The sequence below is a fragment of the Streptomyces torulosus genome, assembly GCF_001419765.1.
Classification (GTDB): domain Bacteria; phylum Actinomycetota; class Actinomycetes; order Streptomycetales; family Streptomycetaceae; genus Streptomyces; species Streptomyces torulosus.
This window is the reverse complement of sequence record NZ_LIRK01000377.1, coordinates 1-12,425: the sequence shown is the minus strand read 5'-3', so window position 1 is coordinate 12,425 and position 12,425 is coordinate 1. Positions and strand designations below refer to the sequence as shown.

The 12,425-nt window shown below is 70.4% G+C and carries 11 protein-coding genes and 2 pseudogenes; 7 read left to right on the top strand and 6 right to left on the bottom strand.

Annotated features, from left to right (window positions below; genetic code table 11):
- Positions 1-98 precede the first annotated feature (98 nt).
- From AOK23_RS51490 to AOK23_RS25565, 5 genes and pseudogenes are all read left to right on the top strand, one after another.
- Positions 99-375 (top strand): annotated as a pseudogene (locus AOK23_RS51490) (undecaprenyl diphosphate synthase family protein); the annotation flags it as partial.
- A gap of 2 nt (positions 376-377) precedes the next feature.
- Positions 378-840, top strand: a 463-nt coding sequence (gene uppS, locus AOK23_RS50240) for a polyprenyl diphosphate synthase (protein WP_240496554.1), incomplete at its 5' end; no start/stop codon positions are given.
- A gap of 337 nt (positions 841-1,177) precedes the next feature.
- A complete protein-coding gene (locus AOK23_RS25575; protein WP_055543334.1) occupies positions 1,178-2,503 on the top strand; it encodes a PhoH family protein in 1,326 nt (441 codons plus the stop codon).
- A 427-nt stretch (positions 2,504-2,930) separates the two neighbouring features.
- Positions 2,931-3,641, top strand: a complete 711-nt coding sequence (locus tag AOK23_RS25570) for an aggregation-promoting factor C-terminal-like domain-containing protein (protein WP_206336292.1) — start codon at positions 2,931-2,933, stop codon at positions 3,639-3,641.
- A gap of 186 nt (positions 3,642-3,827) precedes the next feature.
- Positions 3,828-5,315, top strand: a complete 1,488-nt coding sequence (locus AOK23_RS25565) for an AI-2E family transporter (protein WP_079049701.1) — start codon at positions 3,828-3,830, stop codon at positions 5,313-5,315.
- Here AOK23_RS25565 and AOK23_RS25560 read toward each other — a convergent pair.
- The 3 genes from AOK23_RS25560 to AOK23_RS25550 form a co-directional block, all read right to left on the bottom strand.
- Complete coding sequence (locus tag AOK23_RS25560) at positions 5,312-5,878, bottom strand: dihydrofolate reductase family protein (protein ID WP_055714988.1); 567 nt, start codon at positions 5,876-5,878, stop codon at positions 5,312-5,314. The two genes, AOK23_RS25565 and AOK23_RS25560, sit on opposite strands and share 4 nt — an antisense overlap.
- 146 nt (positions 5,879-6,024) lie before the next feature.
- Positions 6,025-6,735 (bottom strand): response regulator, encoded by a 711-nt coding sequence (locus AOK23_RS25555; protein ID WP_055714987.1) that lies wholly within the window; start codon positions 6,733-6,735, stop codon positions 6,025-6,027.
- Positions 6,732-7,559, bottom strand: a complete 828-nt coding sequence (locus AOK23_RS25550; protein ID WP_055714986.1) for a sensor histidine kinase — start codon at positions 7,557-7,559, stop codon at positions 6,732-6,734. The genes AOK23_RS25555 and AOK23_RS25550 overlap by 4 nt, the downstream gene beginning before the upstream one ends.
- A 153-nt stretch (positions 7,560-7,712) precedes the next feature.
- Here AOK23_RS25550 and AOK23_RS25545 point away from each other — a divergent pair, with 153 nt between their 5' ends.
- Together AOK23_RS25545 and AOK23_RS25540 are read left to right on the top strand one after the other, a co-directional pair.
- Positions 7,713-8,426, top strand: coding sequence for an ABC transporter ATP-binding protein (locus tag AOK23_RS25545; RefSeq protein WP_055714985.1), 714 nt, complete (start codon positions 7,713-7,715; stop codon positions 8,424-8,426).
- Positions 8,423-10,726, top strand: a complete 2,304-nt coding sequence (locus tag AOK23_RS25540) for an ABC transporter permease (RefSeq protein WP_055714984.1) — start codon at positions 8,423-8,425, stop codon at positions 10,724-10,726. Before AOK23_RS25545 ends, AOK23_RS25540 begins: the two co-directional genes overlap by 4 nt.
- A gap of 150 nt (positions 10,727-10,876) precedes the next feature.
- Here the strand turns inward: AOK23_RS25540 and AOK23_RS25535 are convergent, their stop codons facing one another.
- The 3 genes and pseudogenes from AOK23_RS25535 to AOK23_RS25525 all read right to left on the bottom strand — a co-directional run.
- Positions 10,877-11,512, bottom strand: coding sequence for an OmpA family protein (locus AOK23_RS25535; protein WP_206336291.1), 636 nt, complete (start codon positions 11,510-11,512; stop codon positions 10,877-10,879).
- 2 nt (positions 11,513-11,514) lie between these two features.
- Positions 11,515-12,108: a hypothetical protein gene (locus tag AOK23_RS25530; protein WP_055714982.1), complete on the bottom strand. Its 594-nt coding sequence runs from the start codon at positions 12,106-12,108 to the stop codon at positions 11,515-11,517.
- Between the two features lie 15 nt (positions 12,109-12,123).
- Positions 12,124-12,425 (bottom strand): annotated as a pseudogene (locus AOK23_RS25525) (hypothetical protein); the annotation flags it as partial.

The window sequence follows — 12,425 nt, the reverse complement described above, 5'->3', positions numbered from 1 at the left end:
GGGCCCCCACCCCCGAACACCCCTTGGCGGACTTGGCCTCCACCACCGGTAGGCTCTGGCAACCAAGGGGACTGCCGCGACACCGGAGGGGCTTTCACGTGAACCTGCGCGACACACTGCGCGGCCTGCTGGTCAAGGTCTACGCACGCAGGGTCGAGGGACACCTCGACCACGCCCAGGTGCCCAAGCACATCGGCGTCATCATGGACGGCAACCGGCGCTGGGCGAAGGCCGCGGGTTCCACCACCGCGCAGGGACACCGGGCCGGGGCCGACAAGATCGAGGAGTTCCTCGGCTGGTGCACCGAGACGGACGTGAAGGTCGTCACCCTCTGGCTGTTCTCCACCGACAACTTCGGCCGCCCCCAGGAAGAGCNNGCGCTCCCTCGCCGCCGACGGCCGCTGGCGGGTGCACCACGTGGGCACCCTCGACCAGCTCCCCGGGCAGCTCCAGACGGCCCTCAAGGAGTCCGAGGAGGCCACCGCGCACGTCGACGGGATACTGGTCAACGTCGCCATCGGGTACGGCGGCCGCCAGGAGATCGCCGACGCCGTACGGTCCATGCTCCTCGACGCCCAGGAGAAGGGCACCTCGATGGAGGAGCTCGCCGAGAGCGTCGACGTCGACATGATCGGCCGCCATCTGTACACCGGGGACCAGCCCGACCCGGATCTGGTGATCCGTACGAGTGGCGAGCAGCGGTTGTCCGGATTCATGCTCTGGCAGACCGCGCACTCCGAGTACTACTTCTGCGACGTCTTCTGGCCGGCCTTCCGGAAGGTCGACTTCCTGCGCGCGCTGCGTGACTACGCCGTACGACACCGGCGCTACGGAGGCTGAACCTCCGCATTTCCCCCGCGTTACCGATGAGGTGCCTGCCGCCCCCTTCGCGGCAGACGTAACGAGGAGTTCACCGGGGCGCCCCCGTACGGCGTGGCATGGCGGCGCATGTTCGAGGGCATAAGCCAGTCAGGTCGACACCCGAACCACGGGTGTCGGATCTCAGCGGACGGCTCGGGGCCGTCCGCCCGGGAGGCCCTTTGCACCAGCCCGATCGTGCGGTCACAGCACGGACGAAGCAGCGGAGGGCCGGTCACCGGCCCGTGCAACGGCGCCGACGACCGGCCCAGCTCAGACCCGTCGCTCCCCGACCTCATCCGAGGGGGTACGTCCTTCCGTGGTGACCAGCACAAAGCGCCACAAGCCAGACCGGCGCACCTACGTCCTCGACACCAGCGTCCTGCTGGCCGACCCGAACGCTTTGAGCCGCTTCGACGAGCACGAAGTCGTGCTTCCGATCGTCGTGGTGACGGAGCTGGAGGCGAAGAGGCACCATCCCGAACTCGGCTACTTCGCCCGGCAGGCCCTGCGTCTGCTCGACGAGTTCCGGGTACGGCACGGCCGCCTCGACGCCCCCATCCCGATCGGGGACCTCGGCGGGACCGTACGTGTCGAGCTCAACCACTCGGACCCCAGCGTCCTGCCGACCGGCTACCGCCTGGGGGACAACGACTCCCGCATCCTGGCGGTCGCCCGCAATCTGCAGGCCGAGGGCTACGACGTGACTGTCGTGTCGAAGGACCTGCCCCTCAGGATCAAGGCGTCCTCCGTGGGCCTCCTCGCCGAGGAGTACCGCGCGGAACTCGCCATCACGGACGCCTCCGGCTGGACCGGGATGTCCGAGGTGACCCTGCCGGGCGACCAGGTGGACATCCTCTTCGAGGAGGGGACGGTCTACGTCCCCGAGGTCAGCGGCCTCCCCGTCCACACGGGTCTGACGATCCAATCCGAGCGGGGCAAGGCCCTCGGCCGGGTGACGGCGGACGGCAACATCCGGCTCGTCCGCGGCGACCGTGAGGCCTTCGGCATCCACGGCCGCAGCGCCGAGCAGCGCATCGCGCTGGATCTGCTGCTCGACCCGGATGTCGGGATCGTGTCGATGGGCGGCCGGGCCGGCACCGGCAAGTCCGCGCTCGCGCTCTGCGCGGGCCTGGAGGCCGTGCTCGAACGGCGCCAGCACCAGAAGGTGATGGTCTTCCGACCGCTGTACGCGGTGGGCGGGCAGGAGCTCGGCTATCTGCCCGGCAGCGAGGCCGAGAAGATGAGCCCCTGGGCGCAGGCGGTCTTCGACACGCTCTCCGCGGTCACCTCCCGCGAGGTCATCGAGGAGGTCACCGCGCGCGGGATGCTGGAGGTCCTTCCGCTCACGCACATCCGCGGCCGTTCACTCCACGACGCGTTCGTCATCGTGGACGAGGCCCAGTCGCTGGAGCGGAACGTCCTGCTGACCGTTCTGTCCCGGATCGGGGCGAATTCGCGGGTGGTTCTGACCCATGACGTGGCGCAGCGCGACAATCTGCGCGTCGGTCGCTACGACGGTGTCGTCGCCGTGGTGGAGAAGTTGAAGGGCCATCCGCTCTTCGCCCACGTCACGCTGACGCGGTCCGAACGCTCCCAGATCGCGGCCCTGGTGACCGAAATGCTGGAGGACGGGCAGATTTAACGGTTCTGCCGGTTCCGGACGATCTGACCATTTTTGGTCAAGTCCGGTCACCGATGGACCTCTTGGCGCCGTCCGGCAAAGGCGATGAGCCTAGCCGGGCGGCGCTTCGGCGTGTGGGCGTTTCCGTGAATCCCTGGGGCCAAACGAGGTGTGAGCTTTCACACGCAACTATGAATTGCCTTGCGACGCCCGGTTACGGCAGAGTCTCACTCCTGTCAGGCCCCGCATACGACACAGCCGTACCCCCAGCGGTACGGAACCACAGCAACACCACGGTCAACTCCATAGCGTCGTCGTATGCCGCCCGAGCACCACGCGGCGCTCCCCGCAAGGGAGTTGCCCACCGGGCCCGCGCCTCCGTGACCCCGCAGTTGGGAGGCCAGCGCCAGGGGCACGATTGCGTCCGCCAGGGTCACCGAGGCGGGCGATGCTGGAAGGAAACCGTGTGAGCCGGATTTCGGTCCGGGGATTCGCAGTGGCTTCGGCCACCGCGGTCACCGCAGTCGGAAGTGTCGTCGGAGTTGCCTCGGGCAGCACCGCCCAGACCACGGACGACGCCGAGGCGGTCGCGAACGACACCACGTTGCTCGCTGACATACCCGTGGGTCAGCAGGCCCAGGTGCAGACCGCATCCCTGACTGCACAGGCCGACGCCCAGGCCATCGCCGCCGACGCGACCGCCCGCAAGGACGCCGAGGAGACCGCCCGTAAGAAGGCGGCCGAGGACGCGATCGCGAAGCAGAAGCAGGCGGAGAAGGCCGAGCAGGAGCGCAAGGCGAAGGAAGAAGCCGAGACGAAGGCCCAGGCGGCCAGCTCGCTCGGCGACGCCCCGACGCAGAGCTCCTACTCCGTCGCCGAGATCCAGGCGATGGCGAAGGCGGTCGTGGCGAGCGACCAGTGGACCTGCTTCAGCAACATCGTGAACCACGAGTCCACCTGGAACTACAAGGCCGTCAACCCGTCCTCGGGTGCCTACGGTCTCTTCCAGGCGCTCCCCGGTTCCAAGATGTCGTCCGCCGGCTCCGACTGGCAGACCAACCCGGCCACGCAGATCAAGTGGGGCCTCAACTACATGGAATCGCGCTACGGCAGCCCCTGCGAGGCGTGGTCCTTCTGGCAGGCCAACCACTGGTACTAGGCCCGCCGCACCGCCGATGACCAGCCGCGATCTTCGCCGGCGGGGCCTCGTCGGCCGCTCGACCCCCGGAAGCCCCCCACCGTTCTTCGGTGGGGGGCTTCCGCCATGTACGGTCGAAACCCCCGGGAGGAATCGCGACCTCCGGGGTGAATGGTGGACAGCAGGGGCGACGGGGGAAGAGGACGAATGAAGTCGCGGGTGCCAGGGTGGCTCGGCCGGATCGGCTCCGGCCTGAGCGGTTGGGGCGAGCGGTTGGAGCGCCGCCGCGCGGAGATCGAGTCCGAGTCCTCGGAGTCCTCCAGATCTTCGGGGTCCTACGGGTCTTCGGGGTCCTTCGGGTCTTCAACGGGTTCCGGGGCTTCGGCGGGGTCCAGATCCTCAGCGGGTTCGGGATCCGCGGGGGGTTCCTCGCGTGCGTCCGGAGGCGATGACCCCGAGAAACTCGCGGTGGAATCGCAGGGCTCCCCCGGCGGCGGTCCGGCCGACGCTCCCACCGCCGTCCTCCGCCCGCGCCCCGACCCGGCGTCCGCGGTGCCCTGGGGCATGCGGGTCGCGGCCGAGGCCGGCTGGCGGCTGCTCGTCCTCGCGGGCACCGTCTGGGTGCTGATGCGGATCATCAGCTCCGTCCAACTCCTGGTGCTGTCCTTCACCAGCGCGCTGCTCATCACGGCGCTGCTCCAGCCGACGGTGGCCCGGCTGACCCGGCACCGCGTACCGCGCGGCCTCGCCACGGCCCTGACCGCCGCCCTCGGCTTCGTCATCATGGGGCTCATCGGCTGGTTCGTCACCTGGCAGGTCATGGAGAACATCGACGACCTCTCCGACCAGGTCCAGGACGGCATCGACGAGTTGCGGCGCTGGCTGCTCGACAGCCCGTTCCATGTCACCGAGAACCAGATCAACGACATCGCCCAGAACCTCCGCGAGGCCATCAGCGACAACACGGACACGATCACCACGGCGGGTCTGGAGGGCGTGACCGTCATCGTCGAGGCGCTCACCGGCATCCTCCTGACGATCTTCTCCACGCTGTTCCTGCTCTACGACGGCAAGCGGATCTGGCAGTGGTCCTTGAAGCTGGTCCCGGCGGAGGCCCGCCCCGGAGTCTCCGCGGCCGGGCCCCGCGCCTGGCGGACGTTGACCGCGTACGTGCGCGGCACGGTGATAGTGGCCCTGATCGACGCCATCTTCATCGGCCTCGGCATCTACTTCCTCGATGTGCCGATGGCCGTCCCGCTCGCCGTGTTCATCTTCCTGTTCGCCTTCATCCCGTTGGTCGGCGCGGTCGTCTCGGGCGCCCTCGCCGTGGTCGTGGCGCTGGTGACGCAGGGCGTCTTCACCGCCGTCATGACCCTCGTCGTGGTCCTCGCGGTCCAGCAGATCGAGGGGCACATCCTCCAGCCGTTCATCCTCGGACGCGCCGTGCGCGTCCACCCGCTCGCCGTCGTCCTGTCGGTCGCCGCGGGCGGGATGATCGCGGGGATCGGGGGCGCGGTGGTCGCGGTGCCGCTGGTCGCCGTCACCAACACGGTGGTGGGGTCCCTGCGGGCGTACGCACAGGGCAGACCGTACGGGGACGAGGAGCCGCACGGCCGTGGAGCGCCGTCCGATGGCGGTGCCCGGTCCGGCGAGACTCCGTCCGGCGAGGCTCGGTCCGGCGGGGGCGCCGGTTAGTTCCTTCCGTGGCGGAGCAGGACGACGCCGTTGCCGAAGGTGCGGGTCTCGATCAGACGCAGGTCGGTCTTCGGCAACTCCTCGGCCTGCGAGAACAGCGGCCTGCCCCGGCCGAGGATGACCGGGTGGATGTAGAGCCAGTACTCGTCGACCAGGTCGTGCCGCATGAACTCGGCGGCGAGGGTGGCGCCGCCGAGGGCGAGGTCGCCACCCTCCTGCGCCTTCAGCGCCATGATGTCCTCCACGACGACGTCCCGCACGATCGTGGTGTGCCACTCGGCGCGGTGCAGCGTCCGCGAGAACACGAGCTTCGGCTTCTCACGCCAGATGCGGGCGAAGTCCGCGACGGGAGCGGGCGCGTCGGGGTCCCGGTCGGCCGTGGGCCAGTAGTCGGCCATCAGCTCGTAGGAGACCCGGCCGTCCAGGAAGACGCCCATGTCCCTGAGGACGTCGTTGAAGTGGGTGTGCAGCTCCTCGTCGACGAGATGCCAGTCCAGCTCACGGTTCGGGCCCTCCATGTACCCGTCGAGGGACAGGGACATCATCAGGACGATCTTTCGCATGTGTGGGCTCCCGCGCTTCTCGGTGTCGACCTGGGACGAGCATGGCGCGGGGAAGGGCCGGTCGCACGGATATGGCATCGCGGGGTGGGTCGGATCGCCGGGGCACCGCGTGCGGCGGGGCTTGAACGGGAAGACGCGGTCGGCGGTCAACGGTCGGGGTCGGCGGACTCGCCGGGCGCGACGAGCCCTGTCTCGTAGGCGAGGACCACGGCCTGGGCCCGGTCGCGGAGGGACAGCTTGGCGAAGATCCGGGCCACATGGGTCTTCACCGTCGCCTCGCTCAGTGTCAGGTGCCCGGCCAGCTCGGCGTTGGACAGCCCCCGCCCCATGAGGGTCAGCACTTCCCGTTCGCGCGGCGTCAGGACGGTGAGGTCACGGTGGACGGCGGGGTGTGCCGGTCCGGGAGCGGTCCGTCCGGCGCCGGAGGCCCAGCGTTCCACCAGGCGGCGGGTGATCGCGGGCGCGAGCAGCGCGTCGCCGGTGTCGACCAGGCGTACCGCGGCGGCGAGATGGGCCGGGGTGACGTCCTTGAGCAGGAAGCCGCTGGCGCCGGCGGCGAGGGCCGCGTAGACGTACGAGTCGAGGTCGAAGGTGGTCAGCATGATCACTCGGCAGCCGGGGGTCTGCGCGAGGACCCGGCGGGCGGCTTCCAGGCCGTCCATGTGCGGCATGCGGATGTCCATGAGGACGACATCGGGACGCAGTCGACTCACGGTCCGGACGGCTTCGGCGCCGTCCGCGGCCTCGCCGACCACGTCGATGCCGCGAGCGGTCAGGATCAGGCGGAAGCCGGTGCGGACCAGTTCCTGGTCGTCGGCGATCACCACCCGGGGGGCGGGGCCGGTGGGTGTGGTCATGGCCGGTCCAGGGGGATTCGGGCGCGGACACGGTACCCGCCGCCCAGGCGGCGCCGCGCGTCCAGGTGACCGCCGTAGACGGCGACCCGCTCGCGCAGACCGATGAGCCCGCGTCCCGCTCCCCGGGTCCGCTCCGCGGGAGGGCGGACGGGGGGCGCGGGGGCGTCGTCCGACAGGACGCTCGGGCCGCTGTTCAGGACTTCGACGCGCAGCCAGTGCTCCGCGTACCGCACCGTCACCTCGGCCTTCGCTCCGTGGCTGTGCTTGAGGGCGTTGGTCAGTGCCTCCTGGATGATCCGGTAGGCGGTGACGTCGATCCCGGTCGGCAGGGGGCGGGGATCGCCGGATATCCGTACCTCGACGGGCAGTCCGGCGAAGGCGATCCGGTCGATCAACGGGCTGAGCCGGCTCAGGCTCGGCTGAGGGGCCAGGTCCCCGCCGTACGGTTCGTCGTCCCCGTTCTGCGCCGGGGCGAGCAGGCCGAGCAGGTGCCTCAGTTCGGTCATCGCGGTCCGCCCGGCGCTCTCGACCGCGGTCAGCGCGGCCTCGGCCTCGTCGGGCAGGGTGGCCAGTACCTCGCGGGCGGCCCCGGCCTGCACCACCATGAGGCTCACGTTGTGGCTGACGATGTCGTGGAGTTCGGCCGCGATCCTGGCCCGCTCGGCGTCGACCGCTGTCCGCGCGGCGCTCTCGCGTTCCCGCTCCAGCAACCAGCCGCCCTCCTCGACGGCTGCGCGATGCCGCCGCCGGGCCCGCACGAGCGCCACGCTCAGGACGACCACTGCGGCGCACGCCGCCGCCGACACCGCGACCAGCCAGATCAACCCCGAACTCCCCACCCGCACAAGCTTGGCAGCCCGGCCCGCCCGCCGCGTCATGCTGCGGATCCACATCCCTACATCCCCAGGATGACCCGCGCGACCGGTTACATCCGGCGGGGGACGTCATGCCCGTCCCGGCGCTTCTAGGTTCGTGCCATGACAACTGTTCCGGACAACCACCCCTCACGAACCGTCGTGCGGCTGGACGACGTCCGCAAGGAGTACGGCGACGCGACGGCCCTGGACGGCGTCCGCCTGGAGATCCGCGCCGGGGAGGCGGTGGCGGTGATGGGACCGTCGGGCTGCGGCAAGTCCACGCTGCTCAACATGGTCGCGGGCCTGGACCGCCCGACGTCGGGAACCGTTCAGGTCCACGGCCAGGACCTGGGGGCGCTGAACGAGACCGGGCTGGCGCTGTTCCGGCGGCGGCACATCGGCATGATCTTCCAGTTCTTCAACCTGATCGACGACCTGCCCGCGCTGGACAACGTCGCGCTGGCCGCCCAGTTGATCGGCACGTCCGCCCGGCAGGCACGCCGCCGCGCGCTGGAACTCCTCGACGAACTCGGCATCGCCGACCGCAAGGACACCTACCCGGCCGCCTTGAGCGGAGGCGAGCGGCAACGCGTCGCCGTGGCCCGGGCCCTGATGAACCGTCCGGCCCTGCTGCTGGCCGACGAACCGACGGGCGCGCTGGACAGCCGCTCGGGCGAGCAGGTCATGGACCTGCTGATCGACCTCAACCAGATCGGTCAGACACTGCTGATCGTCACCCACGACCCGCACCTGGCCACCCGCTGCGCCAGCAGGCTGATCGAGGTCGCCGACGGCCGGGTGGCCCGCGAGAGCGCTGTGGAGGCCACCGTATGAGCGCCGTGTGGAGGGCGTCGCGGGCGGCCGTGAAACGCCGCAGGCTCCAGACGTTCGTCATCGGGCTCGTGGTCCTGTGCTCCACCACGACGATCCTGCTCGGGCTGGGGCTCCTCGCCGCGGCGTCGGCCCCCTTCGACAACGCGTTCGCGCAGCAGCGCGGGGCCCACACGGTGGCGTCGTTCGACGCGTCGAGGGTGTCGTCCGCGCAGCTCGCGACCACGGCCCGCCGACCGGGGGTCGAGGCCGCGGCCGGGCCCTTCGGGCAGGCCGTTCTCGAGATGCCCGAGGACTGGCTGTGGATGCCGGCCGGTTCCCTCTCCGTGGTGGGCCGGCCCGAACCGGACGGACCGGTCGACCGCATCCACCTCCTGGAGGGCCGCTGGGCCACCGCTCCCGGTGAGATCGTCGTCAACTGGCCCGTCGCCGGCACACCCGGCCGGGACTCGCTCGGCACCGAACTCAGGCCCCGTGGAGGTCCGGCCCTCACCGTCGTCGGCTTCGCCACCAGCATGAGCAAGTCCGCCGGGGGCTGGGTCTCACCCGAGCAGATGGAGCGGCTGCGCCCGGCCACCCGCCAGATGCTGTTCCGCTTCTCGGACGCCGCGACCGAACGGGAGCTGCGGGCCGGCCTCACCACGGCCACCGCCCGGCTGCCCGCCGACTCACTGGTGACCGCACAGTCCTACCTCGCCCTCAAGCGGGCCTTCGCCGCGCAGGCGGACGCCTATGTGCCGTTCATGACGCTGTTCGGCGTCCTCGGTCTCCTCATCTCCGTGCTGATCGTGGGGAATGTCGTCAGCGGGGCGGTGGTCTCCGGGCATCGGCACATCGGTGTGCTCAAGGCGCTGGGCTTCACCCCGAACCAGGTGATGGCGGTCTATCTGACGATGGTCTCCGTCCCCGCGGTCATCGGCTGCGTCCTCGGCACCCTCATCGGGAACGCGGCGACGGGACCCATCCTGCGGGTGGCCTTCGCCGGCATCGACACGGGCGGCGCGGAGATCGGCACCAGTTGGTGGCCGTCCGTGCTGTGCCTGGCGGGGATGCCGGCCCTCGTCGTCGTCACCGCCCTGATCCCCGCCGTACGCGCCCACCGGCTTCCCGCCGCCCAGGCGATCACCGCGGGAAGTTCGCCGCGGACCGGACGAGGGCTGCGCGTCCAGCGCCGGCTCGGCGGAACGCGCCTGCCCCGTGCCGTCAGCCTGGGCCTGGGCCGGCCGTTCGCGCGGCCGGGCCGCTCGCTGCTGACCATGGCGGCCATCGTCCTCGGAGTCACCACCGTCACCCTGACGACCGGTCTGACCAGCACCCTGCTCGCCTTCGTCGACGACGACGGGGCCACCCGGGTGCGTGTGGAGGCGAAGGCGGATTCCACCGCCGGGGGCGACACCACCCGGCGCCTGTCCGACCGGCAGACCGAGCAGCGGCTGCGGTCCCTGCCCGGAGCGGACCGGGTGACCGTCCGCGGGCTCACCAGGGTGAGCCTCGCCGGACACACGGAACCCGTGTACGCCAACTTCTACCGCGGGGACACCCGGGACCTCGCCACCCATGTCGTCGACGGGCACTGGCCCGACGGCGCCGGGCAGGCCGCGGCCGGGCCAGCGTTCCTCAACCAGCACGGGCTGTCCGTGGGCGACCGGATCACCGTCCGACTGAACGGCGAGCAGACCCCCGTGACCATCGTGGGCCGGCTCTCGGACGGCAACGCCAAGGCGCTGGACTCCAACTGGCAGACCCTGCGGCGCCTCGACTCCTCGTTCCAGGCCGCCGAGTACACGGTCCGGCTCACCCAGGGCGCCGACGTCCGGAAGTACGTCGACGCGATCAGGGCCGCCGACCCGGCTCTCCGCCCCGCGGTGCTGCGACCCGACAACACCGTCACCACGACCGTGGTCGGCTTCTCGTCGGTGTTCACCGTGCTGCTGACCGTCGTCGCCTCGCTCGGCGTCTTCAACACCGTCCTGCTCGACATCCGCGAACGGCGGCGCGACCTGGGCATGCTCAAGTCGATCGGAATGACCCCCCGCCAGGTCATGACGATGACGATGTCGTCCGTGGCGGCCCTCGGCGTGGTCGGCGGGCTGCTGGGAATCCCGTTGGGCATCGTCGCGCACCGGCTGGTCGTGGACAACGTCGGCGTGATCGTGTTCCCGGAGTTCACGAAACAGGTCTGGCACCTGCCCCAACTGGCCGCGCTGATGCTGGCCGGCGTCACGATCGCCGTCCTCGGCGCGCTGATCCCGGCGAGGTCGGCGGCACGGCTCACCATCGCGAAGGTGCTGCACAACGAGTAGCCCCCCGTGAGCGCCTCCGCCGGGAGCCGTCCATCAGGGGGACAGCTCCCGGCCGCAGGTGTGGCGGGGAGGAGCGTCAGCGCAGGGAGGAGCGTCAGCGCAGCTCGGCGCGGACGGCGCCGGGCCGGAGATCAGGCGGGCGGTCGGACGTCAGCTCTGTTCGTCGCCGGTCCCCGACCCGGTCCTCGGGAAGGAGACCTCCACTCGGCGGTTCTTCTTGCGGCCCTCCTCCGAGGAGTTGTCGGCGATGGGGTAGTCCTCGCTGTAGCCGCGCACCTCGAAGGTGACGTCACCGTCGAGGTCACCGGCCAGGATGTCGTGGACCGCCTCGGCGCGCTTCTTGGAGAGGGTCAGGCCGTGGGCGTACGAGCCGAGGTCGTCGGTGAAGCCGAACACGCGGACCTTGGTCGCGCTCTGCGCCTTGATCTCCGCCGCGATCGCCTCGATGCGGGAGCGGGCCTGCGGGTTCAGCTTCGCGCTGTCCTTGGGGAAGAGGACCTCCGCCTGGAGCGCGAACGTCACGTTCTCGTTGGTGTCCTCGCGGCGCTCCTCGCCGCCGAGATCCTCCACGACCGACTTGATGTCCAGCACCTTGGCGGGCGCGAGCGTCGCCCCTGCGGCCAGCTTCAGCCCTGGACTGTTCGCGTCCACCTCCGGGGGTGGGGAGGTAGTGACGGAGCCCGGGGGTTCGCTGGGGTCGTCGTCGGCGTGGGCCGCCGGGGTGGCGAGGGCGAGCGCGACCACGACCGCGAGGGCGGCGGTGACCCGTGGGGTGAGAGCGGCCATGGTCACTCGCCCTCGGAGAGCTCGATGGTGGCGGGGGGCATGGAGCCGACTTGGAAGTCCACGGAGGTGGTGTTTTCGGGGGGTGCGGGGAATTGGGCGAACCAGTCCGTGGTCGCGCCGGTCTGAACGCCGCCGGTGAACCTCGTGCACAGGCACCGCCCCTCGGTGTCGCGCAGAACGAGGTACTTCTTCTTCCCGTTCGGGTCGACGAGATTGGCGCCCGCGATGGACCCGCCGTTCTTGACCAGTTCGCTTTCGTCACCTCGCCACTCCGCGCCGACCCACGGCTTGCCGGTGCCGTTGGTCACGGTTCCCTCAACCGTGACGAAGCCACCGCCGTCACGGGCGGCCGACGTGACCTTGAGGGTCAGACCACCGGCCTTGACCTCGGCCAGGACGGATTGCGTGGCAGGGGCTTCGGATTCCTCCCTGGCCTCATCCTTGTCGTCCTGGGAGGGCTTCGCCGAAGAGTCCTTCTTCGGCGGGCTGTCGTCGTCCCCTCCCCCGCCGCAGCCGGCCACCGTGAGGACCAGCCCGGTGGCGATCGTCACCGCGGTCAGAGCCGCGCGGCCCCTTGTGGTGTACCGGAACTTCATGGACACAGCTTCCTCTCACTCGGCCAGACGCACAGAGAACATCACGGACGGGTCGGGAAGGTCGTCCGGATCGAAATTGTCGGGGTCGATGTCCACCGGCTCACCGTCGCAGTCCAGGGTCACCGGCTTCGCGGGATCAGCGTCTAGGTCGACATCGCAACGGGGTTGGACGATCGCGGTCGCCTGGGCCTCGGCCGGCAGGCTCTCGGTGCCCGGGATGATCGAGTCCCCGACGGTGTAGTTCGTCTGAACCTCGACCAGGAAACCGGGGAAACCACCCACCTCAGTGGGTTGGGCGCCGCCCAGTACCGTCGAGT

What these genes read in the sequence shown, in the direction of transcription:
- AOK23_RS25530 (WP_055714982.1), bottom strand. Translation starts at nt 12,108, where the DNA reads ATGAAGTTCCGGTACACCACAAGGGGCCGCGCGGCTCTGACCGCGGTG.
- AOK23_RS25535 (WP_206336291.1), bottom strand. Translation starts at nt 11,512, where the DNA reads ATGGCCGCTCTCACCCCACGGGTCACCGCCGCCCTCGCGGTCGTGGTC.
- AOK23_RS25545 (WP_055714985.1), top strand. Translation starts at nt 7,713, where the DNA reads ATGACAACTGTTCCGGACAACCACCCCTCACGAACCGTCGTGCGGCTG.
- AOK23_RS25565 (WP_079049701.1), top strand. Translation starts at nt 3,828, where the DNA reads ATGAAGTCGCGGGTGCCAGGGTGGCTCGGCCGGATCGGCTCCGGCCTG.
- AOK23_RS25555 (WP_055714987.1), bottom strand. Translation starts at nt 6,735, where the DNA reads ATGACCACACCCACCGGCCCCGCCCCCCGGGTGGTGATCGCCGACGAC.
- AOK23_RS25560 (WP_055714988.1), bottom strand. Translation starts at nt 5,878, where the DNA reads ATGCGAAAGATCGTCCTGATGATGTCCCTGTCCCTCGACGGGTACATG.
- AOK23_RS25570 (WP_206336292.1), top strand. Translation starts at nt 2,931, where the DNA reads ATGCTGGAAGGAAACCGTGTGAGCCGGATTTCGGTCCGGGGATTCGCA.
- AOK23_RS25540 (WP_055714984.1), top strand. Translation starts at nt 8,423, where the DNA reads ATGAGCGCCGTGTGGAGGGCGTCGCGGGCGGCCGTGAAACGCCGCAGG.